The 18,187-nt window shown below is 69.7% G+C and carries 26 protein-coding genes; 7 read left to right on the top strand and 19 right to left on the bottom strand.

Going from position 1 to position 18,187, the window contains the following annotated elements; all coding sequences use genetic code 11:
- Positions 1-17: 17 nt before the first annotated feature.
- The 8 genes from BOQ54_RS06655 to BOQ54_RS06620 are packed head-to-tail and all read right to left on the bottom strand — an operon-like array spanning position 18 to position 3,571.
- Positions 18-659: a DUF2460 domain-containing protein gene (locus tag BOQ54_RS06655; protein ID WP_055459100.1), complete on the bottom strand. Its 642-nt coding sequence runs from the start codon at positions 657-659 to the stop codon at positions 18-20.
- A 10-nt stretch (positions 660-669) separates the two neighbouring features.
- The gene (locus BOQ54_RS06650) at positions 670-1,242 is read right to left on the bottom strand and encodes a phage tail tape measure protein (protein WP_055459101.1); all 573 of its coding nucleotides are present in this window, start codon (positions 1,240-1,242) and stop codon (positions 670-672) included.
- Complete coding sequence (locus BOQ54_RS06645; protein ID WP_019401027.1) at positions 1,239-1,487, bottom strand: rcc01693 family protein; 249 nt, start codon at positions 1,485-1,487, stop codon at positions 1,239-1,241. Before BOQ54_RS06645 ends, BOQ54_RS06650 begins: the two co-directional genes overlap by 4 nt.
- Positions 1,484-1,816, bottom strand: coding sequence for a gene transfer agent family protein (locus BOQ54_RS06640; RefSeq protein WP_055459102.1), 333 nt, complete (start codon positions 1,814-1,816; stop codon positions 1,484-1,486). Before BOQ54_RS06640 ends, BOQ54_RS06645 begins: the two co-directional genes overlap by 4 nt.
- Positions 1,817-1,823: 7 nt before the next feature.
- Positions 1,824-2,231, bottom strand: a complete 408-nt coding sequence (locus BOQ54_RS06635; RefSeq protein WP_063187544.1) for a phage major tail protein, TP901-1 family — start codon at positions 2,229-2,231, stop codon at positions 1,824-1,826.
- A gap of 35 nt (positions 2,232-2,266) precedes the next feature.
- Positions 2,267-2,683 (bottom strand): DUF3168 domain-containing protein, encoded by a 417-nt coding sequence (locus tag BOQ54_RS06630; protein ID WP_071923562.1) that lies wholly within the window; start codon positions 2,681-2,683, stop codon positions 2,267-2,269.
- Positions 2,680-3,015 carry a phage head closure protein gene (locus BOQ54_RS06625; protein WP_071923561.1) on the bottom strand — a complete coding sequence of 112 codons (336 nt, stop codon included), beginning with the start codon at positions 3,013-3,015 and terminating at the stop codon, positions 2,680-2,682. The genes BOQ54_RS06630 and BOQ54_RS06625 overlap by 4 nt, the downstream gene beginning before the upstream one ends.
- A 1-nt stretch (position 3,016) precedes the next feature.
- Positions 3,017-3,571: a head-tail connector protein gene (locus BOQ54_RS06620; RefSeq protein WP_071923560.1), complete on the bottom strand. Its 555-nt coding sequence runs from the start codon at positions 3,569-3,571 to the stop codon at positions 3,017-3,019.
- 123 nt (positions 3,572-3,694) lie between these two features.
- On the opposite strand from BOQ54_RS06620, the gene BOQ54_RS06615 reads away from it, so the two are divergent.
- Positions 3,695-4,438 (top strand): S1 family peptidase, encoded by a 744-nt coding sequence (locus BOQ54_RS06615; protein ID WP_055459107.1) that lies wholly within the window; start codon positions 3,695-3,697, stop codon positions 4,436-4,438.
- Positions 4,439-4,726: 288 nt separating this feature from the next.
- On the opposite strand, the gene BOQ54_RS20440 is transcribed toward BOQ54_RS06615, so the two are convergent.
- The 8 genes from BOQ54_RS20440 to BOQ54_RS06575 all read right to left on the bottom strand — a co-directional run bounded on the left by BOQ54_RS20440 (position 4,727) and on the right by BOQ54_RS06575 (position 10,266).
- Positions 4,727-5,029: a type II toxin-antitoxin system PemK/MazF family toxin gene (locus tag BOQ54_RS20440; protein ID WP_432431527.1), complete on the bottom strand. Its 303-nt coding sequence runs from the start codon at positions 5,027-5,029 to the stop codon at positions 4,727-4,729.
- A 209-nt stretch (positions 5,030-5,238) separates the two neighbouring features.
- A complete protein-coding gene (locus BOQ54_RS06605; RefSeq protein ID WP_055459108.1) occupies positions 5,239-6,477 on the bottom strand; it encodes a phage major capsid protein in 1,239 nt (412 codons plus the stop codon).
- The gene (locus tag BOQ54_RS06600; protein ID WP_245316314.1) at positions 6,474-7,034 is read right to left on the bottom strand and encodes an HK97 family phage prohead protease; all 561 of its coding nucleotides are present in this window, start codon (positions 7,032-7,034) and stop codon (positions 6,474-6,476) included. Before BOQ54_RS06600 ends, BOQ54_RS06605 begins: the two co-directional genes overlap by 4 nt.
- A complete protein-coding gene (locus tag BOQ54_RS06595) occupies positions 7,031-7,210 on the bottom strand; it encodes a hypothetical protein (protein ID WP_063187556.1) in 180 nt (59 codons plus the stop codon). Before BOQ54_RS06595 ends, BOQ54_RS06600 begins: the two co-directional genes overlap by 4 nt.
- Positions 7,207-7,398, bottom strand: a complete 192-nt coding sequence (locus BOQ54_RS06590) for a hypothetical protein (protein ID WP_055459110.1) — start codon at positions 7,396-7,398, stop codon at positions 7,207-7,209. The genes BOQ54_RS06595 and BOQ54_RS06590 overlap by 4 nt, the downstream gene beginning before the upstream one ends.
- A gap of 8 nt (positions 7,399-7,406) precedes the next feature.
- The gene (locus BOQ54_RS06585) at positions 7,407-8,618 is read right to left on the bottom strand and encodes a phage portal protein (protein ID WP_186438032.1); all 1,212 of its coding nucleotides are present in this window, start codon (positions 8,616-8,618) and stop codon (positions 7,407-7,409) included.
- A 21-nt stretch (positions 8,619-8,639) separates the two neighbouring features.
- Positions 8,640-9,908: a DNA-packaging protein gene (locus BOQ54_RS06580; RefSeq protein ID WP_432431521.1), complete on the bottom strand. Its 1,269-nt coding sequence runs from the start codon at positions 9,906-9,908 to the stop codon at positions 8,640-8,642.
- Entirely contained in the window at positions 9,880-10,266 is a 387-nt protein-coding gene (locus BOQ54_RS06575; protein WP_055459112.1) for a hypothetical protein, read from the bottom strand. Before BOQ54_RS06575 ends, BOQ54_RS06580 begins: the two co-directional genes overlap by 29 nt.
- 444 nt (positions 10,267-10,710) lie before the next feature.
- Between BOQ54_RS06575 and BOQ54_RS06570 the strand changes: the two genes are divergently transcribed.
- Positions 10,711-11,487: a L,D-transpeptidase gene (locus tag BOQ54_RS06570; RefSeq protein ID WP_055459113.1), complete on the top strand. Its 777-nt coding sequence runs from the start codon at positions 10,711-10,713 to the stop codon at positions 11,485-11,487.
- A 56-nt stretch (positions 11,488-11,543) separates the two neighbouring features.
- Positions 11,544-12,002 carry a GFA family protein gene (locus BOQ54_RS06565; protein ID WP_071923557.1) on the top strand — a complete coding sequence of 153 codons (459 nt, stop codon included), beginning with the start codon at positions 11,544-11,546 and terminating at the stop codon, positions 12,000-12,002.
- A 57-nt stretch (positions 12,003-12,059) separates the two neighbouring features.
- Here BOQ54_RS06565 and BOQ54_RS06560 read toward each other — a convergent pair whose 3' ends face one another.
- A complete protein-coding gene (locus BOQ54_RS06560) occupies positions 12,060-12,548 on the bottom strand; it encodes a YcgN family cysteine cluster protein (protein ID WP_071923556.1) in 489 nt (162 codons plus the stop codon).
- Positions 12,549-12,740: 192 nt separating this feature from the next.
- On the opposite strand from BOQ54_RS06560, the gene BOQ54_RS06555 reads away from it, so the two are divergent.
- From BOQ54_RS06555 to BOQ54_RS06545, 3 genes are all read left to right on the top strand, one after another.
- Positions 12,741-14,921, top strand: coding sequence for a transglycosylase domain-containing protein (locus BOQ54_RS06555; RefSeq protein ID WP_245316332.1), 2,181 nt, complete (start codon positions 12,741-12,743; stop codon positions 14,919-14,921).
- Positions 14,922-15,037: 116 nt separating this feature from the next.
- Positions 15,038-15,607 carry a DUF1214 domain-containing protein gene (locus BOQ54_RS06550; RefSeq protein WP_055459117.1) on the top strand — a complete coding sequence of 190 codons (570 nt, stop codon included), beginning with the start codon at positions 15,038-15,040 and terminating at the stop codon, positions 15,605-15,607.
- On the top strand, positions 15,604-16,164 hold the full coding sequence (locus tag BOQ54_RS06545; protein WP_141659674.1) for a DUF1254 domain-containing protein: 561 nt from the start codon (positions 15,604-15,606) through the stop codon (positions 16,162-16,164). The genes BOQ54_RS06550 and BOQ54_RS06545 overlap by 4 nt, the downstream gene beginning before the upstream one ends.
- A 116-nt stretch (positions 16,165-16,280) precedes the next feature.
- On the opposite strand, the gene BOQ54_RS06540 is transcribed toward BOQ54_RS06545, so the two are convergent.
- Positions 16,281-16,511 carry a hypothetical protein gene (locus BOQ54_RS06540; RefSeq protein ID WP_055459119.1) on the bottom strand — a complete coding sequence of 77 codons (231 nt, stop codon included), beginning with the start codon at positions 16,509-16,511 and terminating at the stop codon, positions 16,281-16,283.
- Between the two features lie 178 nt (positions 16,512-16,689).
- Here BOQ54_RS06540 and BOQ54_RS06535 point away from each other — a divergent pair, with 178 nt between their 5' ends.
- Positions 16,690-17,814 carry a DUF2336 domain-containing protein gene (locus BOQ54_RS06535; RefSeq protein WP_071923554.1) on the top strand — a complete coding sequence of 375 codons (1,125 nt, stop codon included), beginning with the start codon at positions 16,690-16,692 and terminating at the stop codon, positions 17,812-17,814.
- 27 nt (positions 17,815-17,841) lie between these two features.
- Here the strand turns inward: BOQ54_RS06535 and BOQ54_RS06530 are convergent, their stop codons facing one another.
- Positions 17,842-18,186 carry a DUF1491 family protein gene (locus BOQ54_RS06530; RefSeq protein ID WP_071924413.1) on the bottom strand — a complete coding sequence of 115 codons (345 nt, stop codon included), beginning with the start codon at positions 18,184-18,186 and terminating at the stop codon, positions 17,842-17,844.
- Position 18,187 lies beyond the last annotated feature (1 nt).

Raw genomic sequence — 18,187 nt, 5'->3', positions numbered from 1 at the left:
TGTCCTTGAAGGCCCTGTCAGGGGACGATCTCGATCACCGGCAGTTGCGGGATGGCGCCGGCGGAGAAGGCCGCGAAATCCACCTCGAGCCGGTCGGTATCGAAGCGGACCGGAACGTCGAACAGATAGCCGGCCGTCACCGCCGTATCCGGCGCCGGAACGCTTCCCTCGGCGAAGGTGACGAGGCCCGTCGTTGCATCGCAGGTGAACTCGAGACCGGCCGTCAGTTCCTGTCCGTCGACGGCAATGCGGACGCTGCCGTCGACGGGTTTGGCGATGGGGCGCACATAGGGCGCATGGGCGCCGCCGTATTGTTTGACGAGCTGGAAGCTCGCCCTCTCCCCATCCCCGGTCCCGATCGCCTGGTCGGTCGGCGCAGGCTCCTGCGACGGCAGGCACGACTTGAAGTCGAGCCGGTCGCGCCAGCGGAAGCCGTAGAGCCGGCCGCGCCGCTCCTCGAAGAAGGCGACGGCCGCCGCCAGCGCGTCGAGCGTCTTGATGCCATAGCCGGCCTCGTAGCGCCGGCGCGCGTGGTGCCAGCGCGCATTGCGGCTCTCGCGTCCGGAGCCGAGGAGGACGATGTCCGTGCGCCGCTCCGGGCCGCCGCTGCTCGCGAGCGAGATGTCGACGGGGAACCTAACTTCGTGGAACGAGCTCATCGCTTCTCCCTCACAGCGCACGCTGGCCGCGCGCGACGGCACGGGCGAGCGCCGCGGACACCTGCGCTTCCGAGCGCCGGAAGCTCTCGGCATCGTTGGTGCTGATGTTGACGGTGACCTGCGCCACGGGTCCGCCCTGCGAACCGGCCGCGCGCACGCCGAGCCGGCCGTCCGGTCCGCGCGCCAGCGGCATGATCGCCTCGGCGCCGCGCTCGCCCATGAGGCCGAGCCCGCCGGCGAGCGGGAAATAGGTCGGTGCGGCGACGACGCCGCCCTGGGCGAAAGGCTGCACGAGACCGCGCGAGATCACGCCGCCCTTGGCAAAGGGCAAGGCGCTCGACAGGCCCGAGAACAGGGATTCGAGGCCGCTGCCCAGCGCGCTTTCCAGCGGTTTCGTGGCGGCTTTGAGGGCAATGTCGATGAGGCGCTGGCCGATGCTGCGCAGCACGTCCTCGAAGCGCCGGCCCTCGACGACGCTCGACGAGAAGGCCTTGACGAGCGCCGCGCCGAAGCTCGTCGCCAGCCGGTTGGCCTCGCGCAATTCGTCAAGGTCGATGCGCAGGTCCTGCGGATCACTCGTCATGGCGTTATGGCTCCCGTTGAGGCGGCCGTGTCGGGAAAGGCGCGCATCAGCGCGGCGAGATCCCGACGCGCCGGGGTGGCGCTGCGGCCGAGGCCGAGGGCACGCGCCGTCGCCGCGATCTCGCGCGGCGTCAGGCGCCAGAAGGCGTCCGGACCGAGCCGCAGAGCGCCGAAGCCGAAGGCCTGCACCTCGTCCCACGGAAAGGGCGAGGCGGCCGTGGCTTCAGGGCGCCCTGCGGCGGTCAAGGGTTTGGCGGCGTGGCCTCCCCGGGGCCGAAGGTGACGGCGAGCAGCCGGGCGATGATGGCGGCGAGGTTCTCAAGCCCCTGCCCGATCGGCAGGGCTGCGACCTCGCGGTCGCTCATCGCCCCGCCACCGCCGCGGATGGCGGCGCCGATGAGGCGGATCATGTCGCCGGCCGACAGGCGCCCGCGCGCGAAGCGCTCGCCGAGCCCGGCGAGATCCTCGACCCCGAAGGCGTCCTCCAGCTCGGCCAGCGCCCCGAGCGTCAGGCACAGCACGAAGGTCTCACCGCCGATCTCGGCCGTGATTTCGCCGCGTCTCAGATTGGCCATGGCCGCCTCACAGGGTTGAGAAGGCGAGCGCGCCGGCGGATTCGAGCGCGAGCTCGAAGGTGACCTCGCCGGCGTGGTCGCCGCGGTATTCGAGCGCGGTGACCTGGAAAGGCCCCTCGATCGTGCCGAAATCCGGCACCACGACCTGCCAGGGGCGGATGTCGTCGTCGAAGAAGAGCTCGCGGACATAGGCGTCGGACGCCTCGTCCTTGAAGATGCCGGAGCCGCTGATGCCGGCCCGGCGCACGCCGGCACCGGCGAGCAATTCGCGCCAGCGGCCTGCCGATTCCGCGTGCGTGACGTCCACCGTCTCGGCGTTGAAGGCGATCTGCCGGGCCCTGAGGCCCGCGACCGTGACGAAAGTGCCGCCGATGTCGAGCTTCAGCAGCAGGTCCTTGCCTTTCTGGGCACCCATGTCGTGTCGTCTCCGATTGGTCGATGGCACCGGCGTCACGGCGCCGGCAGGCGCTCCGTCACCGCCCTGAGGCGCAGCGTCACGCGCGAGCGGTCGGCGCGCTCGTCGCGGCGCGCCTCCGTCTCGACGGTGCGCAGGTTCACGAGCCGGTGGCCGTCGAGTGGCAGCGATATTTCGCTGAGCAGCGCGTCGATGCGCCCGGCGCTTTCGAGGGCGCTGCGTGCGCCGCCGGCCCGAGCCCAGACGGTGAGCGTGATGTCGTGCTCCTCACCTCGATCGGTGCCGGTCGACCAGTCGCGCGCCTTCCAGGAACCGATGACGCAGTAGAGCCCGTCGAGGCCGCGCGGCGTCTCGTCGAAGATGCGCGCTCCGCCGAGGCGGGCGACGAGGTCGGCGTCGCCAGTGAGGCGCGAGACGATCGTCTCGCGCAGCGCGATGTGGGATGGCTTCACGGCATCACCTCCTGCAGCATGCACACGAGCCGGCGCCGGCGCCCGTCGGGATCGACGGCCGACAGCACGGCGAAGGACCGCCCGCCGATGGCGAAGCGGCAGGTGCCGTCGACATCGCCGCGCCAGCGCATCTCGGCCCGGAAGCGGGCGGCGAGATCGCGTCGGTCGGCGTGCTCGCGCTCGTCGCTGCCCGCCGTCACGCCATCCAGCGAGCACCACAGATGACCGGCCGGCTCGAAGGCGCGAACCACACCGCCGGTACCGTCCGGCGTCTCGCGTGGCCGCAGCAGCGCCGCACGGCGGCGCAGGCGGCCGAGGGGAAGGTCGGCCATGTCACAGCCTCATCCGGCGCCAGGGGGTGAGAAGGGCGACGACATCCGGCGGCAAGGGCGGCTTGCCCGCCGCCGGCGCATCGCCCCGGTTCTCGAACCAGTGGGCGGTCAGTAGGCGCACGGCCTGGCGCAGCGGCCCGGGCACATCGGCGGCGGCGCCATAGCCCAGCCGCACGTCGACCTCGACGGCGGCGGGCGAAGCTGCGAGCCGACCGAAAAGAAGGGCGTCGCGCTCGACGGCGGCGGCAGGCGCAACGATGCCGTCCGGCAAGGCGAGCGGGGCACCGCCCGCGTCGCGACCGTGCACGGCCAGCACGGCATCGACCGGGGCCATCGGCAGGCGCAGCACGCCGGCCCCGGGCCAGGCACCGAGCACGAAGCGCCAGGTCTGGGAGACGAGCGCGAGCCCGCTCACGGCCTCGACCGTCAGCCGCGCCGAAGTGACGAGCGCCGCGAGGAGCCCGTCCTCAGCCGTGTCGTCAAGGCGCAGGAAGGCCTTTGCCTCGTCGAGCGGCACCGGCTCCTCGGCCGGCGGCTGCAGCAGAATGGGTGTCATGGAAACCTCAAAACTGTATGCACCCCCTTGCGCCGGCCGGAGCCGCCGCTAAGGCTGGCGCAGCCAACGAAAGGACTGCTCGTGCAACGGCTCTTGCCCCGCGCCGCCCGACGGCTCGCCTGGATGACCTGCGTGTTCGCCGGCCTTCTGGTCTCCGCACGGATGCCGGCCGAAGCCGTCATCGGCGGGCGGGAGGATGCGGGACCGCTCGCTGACGCGAGCGTCATGGTGCTGAACGCGCGCGGCGGCGTGTGCAGCGGCATCGTGCTCGCGCCCGATGCGGTGCTGACCGCAGCCCATTGCGTGACGGGGGCCGACGCCTATCGCGTGCATTATCGCGACGAGGCCGGCGAGCCGGTGCTGATCGTGCCGCGGGAGGTCGTCGTCCATCCGCGCTACGACCGTGACGCCATCAAGGCCCGGCGGCAATCGGTCGATCTCGCCCTCGTGCGGCTGCCGGAGCCGCTGCCGGCCACGTTCGCGGCGGCGACCCTGTCGCGCGCGGCGGCGCCACGCGAGGGCGCCCGGATGACGCTCGGCGGCTGGGGCGTCGCCGCCGAGGGCGACCACCGCAGCACCGGCACCTTCCGCGCGCTCGACATGTCCGTCGTGGAGCCCTACGGGCCGGGGCGGATTCTCGTCTGGCTCGGCAACGGGCCGAAGCGCCGCGCCGGTGCCTGCGACGGCGATTCCGGCGGCCCCATCGCCGATGCCGCAGGGCGCGTGGTCGCCGTGACGGGCTTTGCCCGCGGCGAGGGCCGCGACCGCTGCGGGCTTATGACCCAGGGCACGCTCGTCGCGCCCGAGCGTGCCTTCATCGACGGTACGCTCAGGCACTGGGGACGCGAGGCCAACTGGGCCGAGTGAGGTAGCCAGTTTCGCAGGTCGCCGGGATGAGCCGTGATGCCTCTGCTTGCGGCCTGGAAAGGCAAAGCCCCGCCGTGATTAGCGGCGGGGCCTCAAGGTCGTGCAGCGAGCTTGTCATCGCCCGTTCGCACGACCGCCTCCGAAGAGGTCTTGAAAGCCTGATGCCATAGGCAGCGCAGGAACGATGTAAAGATGGCTACTCGGACCGCTTTGTCAATCCGGAAAGCCCGAGAGCGACAAGCACGCAGTGCTGAATTCTCGCCAGTTCCACCGGGGCAAGCACAGGCGTTAAGTATTTGCGTTTCCGTATTGATCACGTCCCGTACGGACGAGCTCAAGCCTCTGGAAACCAACCGTATAGGGCATGTCGGCTTTCACCCAAGCGGTCGGTGAATCGAAGGGCGTCGGCAGGGGTGGCTCCATCCGAACTTCGCAATGATAGTCCTCGATGGGATCGGGCGGCGTCGTGCTTAGCGGCACCACGGAAACCAATCCGGTACGCCGTTTCAGCCGCGGGGAAATGACCACAACCGGCCGGCGTTTGACCATTTCAGGCTCGCGAAATCCACTATCGAAGTCGCAAATTAACACTGTACCCGGCTCAGGGTGAAACTTCAGCGGCAAGGCGCCCCTCGACGAATCGAATAAACTATCGCAGCCAGTATGGCTGAAGTCTCACGTTCAATACGAGACAGGTAAACCTCCTGTAACTTGCTCTTCGCCCGCCCCTCAGCTGCGCCGATGATCGGCCAGTTATGCCAAGCGAGGAAGCGGGCGATGCGCAAAACGCGCCTGTCCTCTTACGCCGAGAAGGTCAACAGCTTGATGGCGTCGAAATCCTGCACGCCGCCGCCGACACGCTTCGTCGTGTAGAAGAGCACGTAGGGCTTGGCGGAATAGGGATCGCGCAGCACGCGCACGCCGGCACGGTCGACGACGAGATAGCCGCGCCGGAAGTCGCCGAAGGCGACCGCCGCGGCATCGGCCGCGATGTCCGGCATGTCCTCGGCCTCGACGACGGGGAAGGACATGAGCGACGCCTGCTGGCCGGCACCGGCCGGCGGCTGCCAGAGATACCGGCCCTCCTCGTCCTTCATCTTGCGGATAACGCTCTGCGTCTTGCGGTTGAGCACGAAGGAGGCGTTCTGACGGTAGCCCGCCTTGAGCGCGTGGACGAGGTCGATGAGCACGTCGGCCGGCGCCTCTTCCCAGAAGGCACCGGCGACCCCGGTCGCGATGGTGCCGATACGGCCCCAGCTCCAGTTCTGGTTGGCGACGCGGTCGTAGGCGAGGAAGCCCTTCGGCTTGTTGATGCCGTCGCCGTTGACGAAGGCCGCCCCCTCCTGCTCGGCGAAGGCCGTCTCCACCTCCTCGGCGAGCCAGGCGTCGATGTCGACCACAGCGTCGTCGAGCAGCGTCTGTGTCGCGGCCGGCATGGCGTAGAGCTCCATGGCCGGGAAGGACTGCTCGGCGAGCGTCGGGCCGCTCGTCTGCGGCCGGGGCGCCTCTTCGCCCACCCAGCCGGTGGCCGGCCCCGCCGCGGCAACGGCGCGCTTGTAGGTGCCGGTCGAGATCACGCGCACCGAGGCGATGGCGCGGATGGGGGAGACGGCAGCGAGGCGGCGCAGCACCTCGCTTTCCACCTGCGCCGGCACCAGATAGCCGCCGTCGGGGCCGGAGCCGGCGCTGAGCGCCTTTTCCTCCAGTGCCTTGAGGCCTCCGGCCTCGCCGGTACGGACATAGGCATCGAAGGCGCTCTTGTGCTCGCCCACCAGGGGCGCCGTCGGCTCGCTCGTGCCGCCGAGCGGCGGCCGGCGTGCATCGAGGGCCAGCCGGTCGAGCCGGCTCCGGGCCTCATCGAGCGCCGCATCGATGCGGGCGAGTTTCTCTTCGACGAGCACGTCGACCGGGCGCCGGGTCTCCAGCGCGGCGAGGCGCTGGTCGTTGGTCTCCTTGAAAGCCTCGAAGGCGCGCGAGAAATCCTCGAAGGCCGCGCCGACATCGATGCCGAGCGCCTTCGTTTCCGGAGCGTTGTTCATGCAAGGGTCCTTTCGCTTGGATTGATGCGGCGTGCGGCATCCCGGACAAGGCGCGCGAGGCCGCCGGCATCGGCGCCCTGCGCCGCGGCCTTGTGGTAGCTGGGGCGCGCGATGACCCGCGCCCCCAGTTGCATGGGAAACGTGACGAGCGAGATCTCCCACAGGTCGAGCTCGAGGATGCGGCGCACGCGGCCGGGCGCATCGTTGACGGCCCGTCGTGTGCGGAAACCGATGGAAAGACCGTCGAGAGCGCCCTCCGCGATCAGGCTCGCAATCTCGCGGGCGCGGGCGACACCGGCATTGAGCCGTCCGCACACGAAGAGGCCGTGCACGTCCTCGCGCAGGGCCAGCCAGGTGCCGACGGGCTGGGCGGCATCGTGCTGGAAGAGCATGCGGATGCCGCCGGCACCGCGGCGGGCGAGGCTCGCCGCGAAGGCACCGCGCTCGACGACGTCCCGGCCGAGGTCAGGCACGCCGAAGCGGCTCGCATAACCCTCGAAGACCAGAGGATCGTCGTCCGGCCGGGAGGGGCCCGGCGCGATCACGCCGGCGCTCACGTGGCCGGTCCCGGTTGAGCGGGAGGCGTCGCGCCGCGACGGCGCTCGCCGTCGAGCCTCTCGAGCGTGCGGACGAAGCCGGCGATCGTCTCCTTGAAGCGCGCCTCCCCGGCGCGGGCCGTCACCTGCGGCTCGGCGCGCGGGCGCGCCGGGCCGTTCGATCGCTTGCGGCTCATGGATCGTCTCCCGAATAGCGTCTGTTGAAGCGCGCGAGCTCGCGCACGAAATGGTCGAAGCGCCGGTTCGCCGCCGCGAGCTCGCGCAGCACGATGGCGAGCATGGCGGAGGCGCCGCTCGCCCACAGGAACAGCGCCAGATGGGCGAGGTCGCCGCGCGCGATGATGCTGTCCGTCACGGCGTCCATCGCAGGCCTCATTCGTTCTGGGGAAGGCGCTCGCGCCGCCCGTAGCCGACGGCCTCGCGCTTCTCGTCCTCGCTCAGGAAATCGGCGGAGGAGATGCGCCGCCACAGGGCCTCGCGCTCGCCCGCCAGGGCGTCGATGCGGTCGAGGTCGATCTCGAAGCGCAGTTCGCCGCCGAAGGCGGGGGCGAGCCAGTGCGCGACGCTCGCCGCCGCGCGCTGCGCGAGCGGGATGACCGTCTGGCGCCAGAAGGAGCGGTTGGCCTCGGCGAAATTCGCGTAGGTGTTGTCGCCGGGCAGGCCGAGCAGCATCGGCGGCACACCGAAGGCGAGCGCGATCTCCCGTGCTGCCGCCGCCTTGGCCTCCACGAAATCCATGTCCTTGGGCGACAGCGACAGCGGCCGCCAGTCGAGACCGCCGTCGAGCAGCAATGGCCGGCCGGCATTGTCGCGCCCCTGGAACTGCTGCTCGAGCTCGCCCTTCAGGCGCTCGAACTGCGCGTCGGTGAGGCCGATACCGTCCGGCCCCTTGTAGACGAGGGCGCCGGAGGGGCGGGCTGCGTTGTCGAGGAGCGCCTTGTTCCAGGCGCTTGCGGCATTGTGGATGTCGATGGCACCGGCCGCCGCCTCCATCGGCGAAAGGCCGTAGTGGTCGTCGACGGGATTGAACAGGCGCAGATGCAGCACGGGCTCGACGGGACTGCCCTCGCGGCGCGCCAGGCGCACCGTGCGTCCACCCACCGTATAGTCATAGGCCGCGGGCCAGCCGTCGCCGCCGGGCACCACGCGCACGCGGTCCGGCCGCAGCACGTAAAGCTCCCGCGGCGTTTCGCCGATACAGACCGCCTCCGCATAGGCATTGCCGGCGACGAGCAGGTGGCTGAACAGGCTCTCCAGGAACGAGCCGCCGTCCTCGCGCGGGTTCGGCCGCCGGACGAGATCGAGCAGCGGGTGCCGCTCGGGCTCCGTGGCGCCGTCGTGCAGGACCCACGGCACCGAGGCGGCAGCCTCCGCCACCAGCTTCACGCAGCGGTGCACGACGGGATTGCGCGAAAAGCCCTCGCGGGCAAGCGCCTCGAACTCGCGGGGTGTCCAGACCGGCCGGCCGACGCCATAGATGGCGAGGAGCGGTGCAACGCGCGAGGCTTTCGTCTCGGGAACTGTGGCGGCAGGGCGCGCGGGGGCGCGCCGCCGCGTCCAGCGGTCGATCCAGGCTGCCATCATGTCGTCTCTCGTTCGGTAGCGTCAGATGCGGCGTACGCGCGGCCCCGAGCCGCTGGTGCCGATGAGGGCGGTCGCCGCCCAGACCATCGCGTCGAGCCGGTCGGGTGAGCGCCCGCTCGTCAGGCCGCCCGGGCCGAAATCGGTCATCTCGTCCTCGAGCGCCGGAAAGGCGCCACAGAATTTCAGCCGTCCCTGCGCCGACAAGGCGGCGATGGGCTCGGCCCGCAGGTACTTGCCGCGCGTCGCCCTGACGCTGGTGACCGGAACGGTGGGATCGACGTCGCGCAGCACGGCGGCGGCCATCTCGCCGCCCTGGTTGACCTCGACGACGAGGGCGTCGGCCTCATGTCTATGATAGGCGGCGATGGCGGCTTCGGCCCAGGCGAGCGGCCTCGCGCGCGGCAGCGTCGCATCCTCCAGCACATAGATCGTCCGCGCGGCATCGCAGCCGGCGGCTACGATCCCGCAGGCATCCGCCCGCCGGCCGGACGAGGCCGGCGGATCGACGGCGACGACGACCCGTTCCAGGGGCGGCGTCTCGTCGATGCGCGCGGCCTCGATCATGGCGCGCGACCAGAGGGCGTCGGCCCTCTCCTCGATGAGCTCACCGTCGAGCTCCTGCCGTCCGAGGCGGGTGCCAGCGTAGCGGCCGACCACCGCCTCCAGGAAGGCAGGCGCAAGGTTCAGTGCGTTTTCGTGCGTCGCCGCGCGGGAGAGCGCCGTGCGCGCATCGCCCATCAGCCGCTTCAGGAGCGGCATGGCACGGGGCGTCGTGGTGACGACCTCGCGCGGGCGCGTCCCGAGGCGCAGGCCGAACTGCAGCATGTCCCACGTCTCCTCGGCATGGCGCCATTTGCACAATTCGTCCGCCCAGGCCGCGGCGAACTGCGGTCCCCGCAGCGCGTCCGGATCCTCCGCCGAGAAGACCATGGCCAACGCCCCGTTCGGCCATTCGAGCCGGCGGCGGGTGGGGATCCAGTGCGGTCGCTCGTCGCGCGGGTGCACGGCAAGCAGGCCGGAGACGCCCTCGACCATGACGTCGCGGACGTCGGCCATCGTCTCGCCGACGAGGGCGATCGGCGAGACGGATGCCCCGTTGCGGCCAAGGGCCTGCGCCCTCACCCATTCGGCGCCTGTGCGCGTCTTGCCCGCGCCGCGCCCGCCGAGCACCAGCCAGACCGTCCACTCGCCGGGCGGCGGCATCTGGTCCGGCCGGGCGAAGAAGGGCCAGTGATGCGCGATCCAGCGCAGCAGCGGCTCGTCACAACGGCTGAGCAGGGTCGGCAGCACCCCGCTCCTCGCGCAGTCGATCAAGCTTGCGCGCAAGCTCGCGTCGGAAATCGTCGAACTCGCGGAATGCAGCGCCATCCTCGTCCCTTTCCCGCCCGGCCGCCACGCCGCCGGGCTCGGCAGAGAATTCCGTCAGTTCGCGCAGGGTGCGGGCCAGCGTCGCCAGTGCCCGGGCGTCGCGCTCGGCCCCGGCGGCGTCGCCGCGCACCGTCTTCGCTCGCGCCTCGATCTCGCGCACCTGCCGCTCGGCAGCGCGCCACAGCCGTGCCACAAGCGTCGAGCGCCGCCTCGTCTCGCCGGTACGGCGGCTTCTGCCGGCGCTCCTCCGGCCGGCAGCGTCATCATCATCTGTCGTCATGCAGGTTCGGCCTCCGCGACGATGCTCGACCGCCCCCCGGAGGGCAGCGAAGCGGCATCGGCGATGGGAAAGGAATGAACCGCCCGGAGGAGCGCCGTCGGGCGCAGAACCGGAGCATGCTTGAACACTATCCTATCACCGCGCGCAAGTCAATGATTAAATTCCTATCAAGCAATCGCGCGTTCACGTTCGGGTGAATCCACGATGGTTTGGACTTGCGCGACGAGCGCGCCGCAAGGTTCGGTCAATGCGCGACGTTCAAAGGTCATCAGCGCTCGGTGCAATGTCGCGGCATTCGGTGAGGGGCATGGTTCGAGCCGCCACGGCCTGGAACTTTCCCGCGGCGTGGGCCATTCATCATCCCGGCCGGGCCTCCACCCGGCCCCATTGTCGGCATTTTCACGTTCGATACGAACCGAAAGCAATGATCGAGGTGACAATCACATGCATTCCATCAGCCGCCGCTCGTTCCTGATCGGCGCGCCCGCAGCGCTGGCCGCCTGCACGACGACGGCTCCGCCCCCCGTCGCTCAAGGGCCCCGCATCGACCCGATGTACTTCGACATGTACGACGAGATCACCACCGAGCCTTATTCGGTTCCGGCGGTCGACCTCACGCAGATCGACCCCATCTTCCTGCGCCAGGTGGTGCCCTTCGCCGGCCCTCAGGAGGCCGGGACGATCGTCGTCGATCCCTATCGCCACTTCCTCTACCTCGTGATGGAAGGCGGACAGGCCATGCGCTACGGCGTCGGCGTGGGACGCGAGGGCTTCGGCTGGAGCGGCAATGCCACCATCCGCCGCAAGGCCGCCTGGCCGACCTGGACCCCGCCCGCCTCGATGATTCGCCGTCAGCCGGAACTCGCCGAATGGGCCAGCGGCATGCCCGGCGGCATGGACAACCCCCTCGGCGCGCGCGCCCTCTATCTCTATCAGGGGGACCGCGACACGCTCTACCGCATCCACGGCACCAACGAGCCGTGGTCGATCGGCCAGTCCGTATCGAGCGGCTGCATCCGTCTCATCAACCAGGATATCATCGATCTGCACCGCCGCGTCCCCATCGGCACGCGCGTCACGGTGCTTGGCTCGGGCAGCCCACGGGTGGCATCGCACGACGCTGTGGCGCCCTTCCCCGGCGACGATGGCGTCAACCCCGACCTCGCCGTCACCGACCTTCCCGAGATCGACGGCCAGGCGCAGATCGCCGTCTGGCGTTGAAGCCGCAGCAAGGTGGCTCGGTAGGCTATACTGGTCGCCCACATCGGGAGATTGCCATGAAACCGATTCCGTTGCCGCTTTCCGGATCGTGCCGCTGTGGGCGCGTGGAAGTCCGCTTGACGAAGCCGCCGCTCGCAACCGGCGCCTGCCACTGTCGGGGCTGCCAGAAGATGTCGTCCTCGGCCTATTCCCTGACGGCAATCATGCCTGCCGACGGCTTCGCGGTGACGAAGGGCGATCCGGTGATCGGCGGCCTGCACGGGCCCGACGTCCACCATTATTTCTGCGGCCACTGCATGACGTGGATGTTCACGAAGCCGGAGGGCATGGACTGGTTCGTCAACGTGCGGCCGACGCTGTTCGACGATACCAGCTGGTTCCGGCCGTTCATGGAAACCTACACATCGGCGAAGCTGCCGTTCGCGGAGACGGGCGCCGTGGAGAGCTTCGAGACCTTCCCGGAAATGGACCGGTATCAAGGGCTGGTGAAGGCCTATGCGGAATGGGCGTCGTGAGGAGGGTCGCAAGCCTTCATGCCGCCTGATTTCCGCGCCGGTCAAGGCGACTTTCCATCATGAGCGCGGCCCGGACCCACAGGCCGCCCTGGGTACGCGCATCGGCCACGTCACGATATGATCGACCATGTCGTCGAGGCTGACGTCGTCCTCGCTGGCCGAGACGCGGCCGCGCACGGAGACGCCGGCCAAGTGCACCGTCTCCGGATCGCCCGAGACGAGCGGATGCCACCAGTAGAGATCCCGGCCTTCGCGCACCAGCCGATAGGCGCAGGTCGGCGGTAGCCAAGTGAGCTTGCGCACCACCTCCGGCGTCAGGCGCACGCAATCGGCGACGATGCCCTGGCGCTGGGGGTAGTTGCGGCACCGGCAGCTCTCACCGTCGAGCAGCGTGCAACCGACATCGGTGAAGAGAATCTTGCCGCTGTCCTCGTCCTCCAGCTTGACGAGGCAGCAGCGACCACAGCCGTCACACAGGCTCTCCCATTCGCCGGCCGTCATCTCCTCGAGCGTCTTGAGGCGCCAGAATGGCGTGTCGTCCTTCATGCCTGTCCGGCCGGCCTCTGGCCGCCCCCTTCGTTGTCCTGAATGTGCGAATGCACCTTTTGCTTTAGCCTCCGTCGCGCAATACGATTAGCGCTACTGTCAGCAGCATGGGGCGCCCGATCGGCGCCTCCCATCTGCGCCCGGACTTAAGAGTAGACCATCGTGGCATTCTTCGGCGAGACGACGCTTCTGATGCGCATCAAGCGCGCCGCGCTCGCCGTCGATTCGTGGATCGACGCTTCCCTTTACACCGCCGGCCAGCGCGCGGGCGAGGCATGGGTGAATTTTTCCGGCCTCTTCGACCGTTTCGCCGTGCGAGGCGGCTGGCGCCTTGCGTTCGAAGGGGCCAGCGAGGCCGTGAACATCGGCACGGCCGGTTGCGTCGTCATGCTGGCGCTCGCCATACCCGCCTTCCGCGAGACGAGCGAGGACTGGCTTAAGCAGCAGGAGCTCGCCGTCACATTCCTCGACCGCTACGGCAACGAAATCGGAAAGCGAGGCATCCTGCACGACGATTCCCTGAAGCTCGAGGAATTGCCCGACCACCTCATCAAGGCGGTGCTGGCCACAGAAGACCGGCGCTTCTACAGCCATTTCGGCATCGACGTCATCGGCACCATGCGCGCCCTGTCGGCGAACGCCCGCGCCTCCGGCGTGGTGCAGGGCGGCTCGTCCATCACGCAGCAGTTGGCCAAGAACCTCTTCCTCAACAACGAGCGCTCCATCGAGCGCAAGGTCAAGGAAGCCTTCCTCGCCGTCTGGCTCGAGACGCGCCTCACCAAGAACGAGATCCTCAAGCTCTATCTCGACCGGGCCTACATGGGCGGCGGCACATTCGGCGTCGCGGCGGCGGCCGAATTCTACTTCGGCAAGAATGTCAAGGACATCAGCATTGCCGAAGCCGCGATGCTGGCGGGCCTCTTCAAGGCGCCTACGCGCTTTGCGCCACACGTCAACCTCCCGGCGGCACGCGCCCGCGCCAACGACGTGCTCGCCAACATGGTGGAAGCCGGTTTCATCTCGGAAGGCCAGATGCTGTCGGCGCGGCGCAATCCGGCGACCCCCGTCGACCGGCAGCGCGACCTCAGTCCCGACTACTACCTCGACTGGGCTTTCGGCGAAGTGCAGAAGATGGCGCGCGACGGCCTGTTCGGCCATGAGCGCGTGCTCACCGTCAAGACGCCGCTCGACCCGGCCATCCAGAAGCGCGCGGAAGAAGCCCTGGAAAACGGCCTGCGCCAGCACGGCAAGACCTATGGCGCGAAGCAGGGCGCCATCGTCGTGCTCGACCCGGATGGCGCCGCCCGCGCCATGGTCGGTGGCCGGGACTACGGCACAAGCCAGTTCAACCGGGCGACGGATGCCCTCCGCCAGCCCGGGTCCGCCTTCAAGCCCTTCGTCTACACCGCGGCGCTCGCCGCGGGGCTCTACAAGCCGAACAGCACGGTCGTCGACGCGCCGGTGTGCATCGGCAACTGGTGCCCCAACAATTACACCCGCTCCTATGCCGGGGCGATGCCGCTCACTTCGGCCCTGGCGCGCTCGATCAACACCATCCCGGTGCGCATGTCGCTGGCGCTCGGCAAGGGCAATGCCAAGGCCGGGCGCGCCAAGATCATCGAGATGTGCCGGGCCATGGGGCTGACGACCGAGCTGAAGGATACGACCTCCCTGCCGATCGGCGCCGCCGAGGTAACGGTCCTCGACATGGCGGCCGGCTATGCGGTCCTCGCCAATGGCGGCCGACGCGCCCGGCCCTATCCCGCGCTCGACGTGCGCAACAACCATGGCGAGACGATCTGGCGTCACGATGCCAATGCGAAGCCGGCCGAGCAGGTGGTGGCGACATCCGTCGTGGCGGACATGAACTTCATGCTGAACAAGGTGGTGGAGGCCGGCACCGGCCGCCGCGCGATCATCGAGGGCGTGCAGGCCGCGGGCAAGACCGGCACGACCAACGCCTATCGCGACGCCTGGTTCGTCGGCTACACTCGCCGCCTCGTCACGGCCGTCTGGTTCGGCAACGACGACTACACGTCGACCAACCGAATGACGGGGGGCACGCTGCCGGCAATGACCTGGCACGAAGTCATGGCCTTCGCGCATCAGGGAACCGAAACCGGCCCGCTGCCCGGCCTCGAAGGAACGGCGGGCGCGGTCGCCCAGGCTGGCGACAACCGCGACGCGGATGCCGCGCAGTCGAGCGGCGGCAATCTCTCGCGCCGCTCCTTCGAGGTCATCGAGAGCATCGGCAACCTCCTGCGCCGGCCGGCACGTCCCGACCGGCAGGCCACAGGCGGGGGGAACGGATACCCCGCCCAGATCGCCCAGGACGGCGTGCGGGCGCTCGGCGGCCGCATCGCGTTACCCTGAGAGCTGCGGTGATCACCCGAGCCGATGCCGGAAAGGCCCCTGCGAGGCGGTTGACGAGGAGCCGTTCCACGGGCTGGTATGCGCACCTCTTCGCCGTCCCTCACGCCACGAGACCCGTGCCCGCCATCCTCTGCATCCTCGTCGCTTTCGCGATCGGCGCGCTGACCGGCGTCACGAGCGCGGACTGGGCGACATCTGGCCGCCCGCCGCTGGGCGCCCTGACGATCGGCTCCTGGGTCACGTGGCCCGCCCTCGGCGGGCGCGACGTCGACCCCTATGCTCGGGCGATCACGGTCCGCTCGGGAACGCTGCCGCTCGGTGCCGGCGAGGGCCTTGAGTTTCTCGCCGCACGGGACGATGCGGGACGCCCTCTGCAGGCCTCTTGCAGTTACACGGTCGCCGGCGCCATGCCGGCCGCCCGCGCCTGGACGCTGACCGTCTACGATACCGCCGGCAAGGCATATGGCGAGCGCGCCGGCTTCACGTCGGCAGAGGTGCTGCGGGCGCCAAACGGCGAAGCGCAGATCGTGCTTTCGCGCCGCGCATCTCCGGGCAACTGGCTGCCGCTGCCGGCCATCGGACGCTTCGTCCTCGCCCTGAGGCTCTATGACTCTCCCCAGTCGGCCGATGCAGCGGCCATCGAGCCGGCAACCATGCCGCGCATTATCCGCGGGGATTGCTCGTGAGGCGCCTGGCCGGCTCCCTCGGGATCGCGCTCGCGGCCGGGCTCCTGCTCGGCGGCATGACCCATCTGGCGATCATCCTCGCCATGCCGACGCTGGCAGGCAACAGCGCGTTCGACCGCCATGCCGCCGCCCTGGCACCCGGTGAGACCCGGCTGCTCGCCGCCCAGCAGAACGAGACGGCTGTGCCCTTTGCCGATCCTGCAATGGCAATGGCGGTGTGCGCGTTCGATATCAGCGACGCGCCCTTACGCGTGGAGGCGCCGATGCCCGAGGGCTTCGGCTCGCTCTCCGTCCATGGCCGCGACGGCACCGTTCTTTATTCCGTGACGGACCGCACAGCGGTCGACGGGGTCGTGACCCTCATCGTCATGACGCGCCAGCAGCACGACGAGGCACTGGCCAGAGGGCGGGGCGATGACGCCGGCTCGGAACTGCGCTTTGTCTCGCCGCGAGTGCAGGGGCTGGTGCTGGTGCGAGCGCTCGCCGCCTATCCGAGCGGCCTGCCCGAGGCGCGCGAGCGCGCGGCGGCGATGGAATGCCTGAGCGAGTCGGACTAGACCCGGATCCGATCGGGTTGGGCCAACCTGATCGGTCGATCCGTCTCTGAACGCCAAGAAACAGACCGTTCTGCGGATCGGATTGCACAGCAATGTGATCCGAACGGGCTTACGACTCAAGATCCGCGAACGAGACTGCGCCCGGCCCGCTGCGAGCGACCCGTCGTCGCACCGCCGCCGGAGCGGCCCGCCGGGTCGGCATCGTCGCTGCCCCAGCGGCTGTAGCGCACACCCGTGAACAGCAGGACGGTACCGCACTCCTCAGGCGGAGCCGGAGCCCGTTCGAGGCGGCGCGCCATCGGAAAGGCGACGAGGTTGTCTCCACTGTGGCCGGCGATGTCGCTCATTTCGCCCTCCAGGCCGGTTCGAGGATCCCTACGCCGACATCCTCGGCATTAAGCCTTCGTCAAGGTTAACAAATCGTTGACACGTCTCGTGTGGCAACCGGGCCCGCGATGGTTAACCCGACGCTAAGCAGCAGGCTGCCATTATCGAACGCCGCGTTCACCGTTTTGTTTCACGCTCATGGATAAGGCTTCGCTGCGCGATCGTGACCTGTCGGGCCTGGCGGATCTCGCCGGCTCCGGCGCGGCCGAGGCGCGCCCGACATTGCTGCGTGTTCGTACACGGCTGTTTCTCGACGCTGCCTCCCATTCGCGAGACGACATCGCGACCTTCACCACCCTGGCATGCGGCCTCGTCCCCCTCGTCGACGCCGACACCCGCGCCTTCGTGGCACAGGCGCTCGTCGGCCATCCGGCTGCGCCGGCAGCGGTGCTTGAAGCGCTCCTGCGCAGCGGCGGCGATGCGGCGGCAGCCGTCATCGCGGCGATGCCCACACTGCCGGAACGGTGGCGCGAAGAGGTGCTGGCGTCGGGAGACCGGCAGCTTCTCGCCGCGCTGGCGACGCGCGCCGACCTGCCAACCGCCGTGGTCCGGGACCTTGCCGCCCGGAGCGACGAAGCGATGATGCTGGCCATCGCGCGCAACAGCGCCACGCCTCTGCCCGACGCCGTCATCCGGGACCTGACCATCCGGGCGCGCCGGCACGTCCCGCTCGCCCGCGCCCTGCTCGCGCGGCCCGATCTGCCGGCAATGGACGCAGCCTCGCTTCTGCCCTTGGCTCCAGTCCGCCAGCGCAAGGCCATTCTCACACGGCTCGCCGAACAGGCGCGTGTCGCGCCACGCCGTGCCCGCCCCGCAGGCTCGGCCGTGACCCGGGCGCTCATCGATCACGCCGCCGACCACGACAGGCTCGGGTTCGGCGTTCTCATCGCGAGAGCCATCGGGCTTGATGCGGAAGGAGCCGCGCGGGTACTGACGGACCCGACCGGCGAGCTTCTGGCGCTGGCTCTCATCGTCGCCGGTCTGACGCCGGACGAGGCAGTGCGCATCTTCCTCACCCTGGAGCCCGCCATCGCCCGTTCGGTGGAAACGGTCTTCACCCTGACGGAGCGTGTTCGCACCACCGACGCCGAAACCGCCCTCCTCGCGCTCGAGGCGTGCCTCGGCAAGCGCCTCGACCGCGCCGGCGGCCGCGGCGCAGGCCATGTGCCGGCGATGGCGCCGTCGCGATCACCGGAGCGCGCGGCGGCAGACGCCTCGCCGTCTGTGAAGGGCGAAAGGGAATCGGTGCGCCGGCAGGGCTGACCGCCCGCGCGTCGCCCGGTGAATGCCTCAGACTTCGACGACGTTGAGGAAATGGCGCCCGGCCCGATCCTCGACCTCGACCACCCACAGGTCGGGATCGAAGGAGATCTCGCGCTGCAGCTTCTCCTCCGCCGCCAGCGCCGGAATGTCGCCCTTGAGCGGCAACTCGACGAAGAGCCGGTCCGCGCCCTTGTCCTCGACGGCATGTTGCGGCGCCGGTCCGAAGAGCCGCACCGAGCCGTCGAGCGAATCGAGCTTGATGAAGATGGCGCCGGCCTCCTCCGCACCGCGCCGGCGCAGATAGGCGAAGGCCCCCTCGGTGCGGCAGCGGCGCATATAGGCCGAAACCCAGATGTCGCTGCGTAGCCGCACG

It is taken from the genome of Chelatococcus daeguensis, from assembly GCF_001887265.1.
Lineage (GTDB): Bacteria > Pseudomonadota > Alphaproteobacteria > Rhizobiales > Beijerinckiaceae > Chelatococcus_A > Chelatococcus_A sambhunathii.
This window is presented reverse-complemented; position numbering and strand designations above follow the sequence as displayed.

What these genes read in the sequence shown, in the direction of transcription:
- BOQ54_RS06655 (WP_055459100.1), bottom strand. Translation starts at nt 659, where the DNA reads ATGAGCTCGTTCCACGAAGTTAGGTTCCCCGTCGACATCTCGCTCGCG.
- BOQ54_RS06650 (WP_055459101.1), bottom strand. Translation starts at nt 1,242, where the DNA reads ATGACGAGTGATCCGCAGGACCTGCGCATCGACCTTGACGAATTGCGC.
- BOQ54_RS06640 (WP_055459102.1), bottom strand. Translation starts at nt 1,816, where the DNA reads ATGGCCAATCTGAGACGCGGCGAAATCACGGCCGAGATCGGCGGTGAG.
- BOQ54_RS06635 (WP_063187544.1), bottom strand. Translation starts at nt 2,231, where the DNA reads ATGGGTGCCCAGAAAGGCAAGGACCTGCTGCTGAAGCTCGACATCGGC.
- BOQ54_RS06625 (WP_071923561.1), bottom strand. Translation starts at nt 3,015, where the DNA reads ATGGCCGACCTTCCCCTCGGCCGCCTGCGCCGCCGTGCGGCGCTGCTG.
- BOQ54_RS06620 (WP_071923560.1), bottom strand. Translation starts at nt 3,571, where the DNA reads ATGACACCCATTCTGCTGCAGCCGCCGGCCGAGGAGCCGGTGCCGCTC.
- BOQ54_RS06615 (WP_055459107.1), top strand. Translation starts at nt 3,695, where the DNA reads ATGACCTGCGTGTTCGCCGGCCTTCTGGTCTCCGCACGGATGCCGGCC.
- BOQ54_RS06605 (WP_055459108.1), bottom strand. Translation starts at nt 6,477, where the DNA reads ATGAACAACGCTCCGGAAACGAAGGCGCTCGGCATCGATGTCGGCGCG.
- BOQ54_RS06595 (WP_063187556.1), bottom strand. Translation starts at nt 7,210, where the DNA reads ATGAGCCGCAAGCGATCGAACGGCCCGGCGCGCCCGCGCGCCGAGCCG.
- BOQ54_RS06590 (WP_055459110.1), bottom strand. Translation starts at nt 7,398, where the DNA reads ATGGACGCCGTGACGGACAGCATCATCGCGCGCGGCGACCTCGCCCAT.
- BOQ54_RS06585 (WP_186438032.1), bottom strand. Translation starts at nt 8,618, where the DNA reads ATGATGGCAGCCTGGATCGACCGCTGGACGCGGCGGCGCGCCCCCGCG.
- BOQ54_RS06575 (WP_055459112.1), bottom strand. Translation starts at nt 10,266, where the DNA reads ATGACGACAGATGATGATGACGCTGCCGGCCGGAGGAGCGCCGGCAGA.
- BOQ54_RS06570 (WP_055459113.1), top strand. Translation starts at nt 10,711, where the DNA reads ATGCATTCCATCAGCCGCCGCTCGTTCCTGATCGGCGCGCCCGCAGCG.
- BOQ54_RS06565 (WP_071923557.1), top strand. Translation starts at nt 11,544, where the DNA reads ATGAAACCGATTCCGTTGCCGCTTTCCGGATCGTGCCGCTGTGGGCGC.
- BOQ54_RS06560 (WP_071923556.1), bottom strand. Translation starts at nt 12,548, where the DNA reads ATGAAGGACGACACGCCATTCTGGCGCCTCAAGACGCTCGAGGAGATG.
- BOQ54_RS06555 (WP_245316332.1), top strand. Translation starts at nt 12,741, where the DNA reads ATGCGCATCAAGCGCGCCGCGCTCGCCGTCGATTCGTGGATCGACGCT.
- BOQ54_RS06540 (WP_055459119.1), bottom strand. Translation starts at nt 16,511, where the DNA reads ATGAGCGACATCGCCGGCCACAGTGGAGACAACCTCGTCGCCTTTCCG.
- BOQ54_RS06535 (WP_071923554.1), top strand. Translation starts at nt 16,690, where the DNA reads ATGGATAAGGCTTCGCTGCGCGATCGTGACCTGTCGGGCCTGGCGGAT.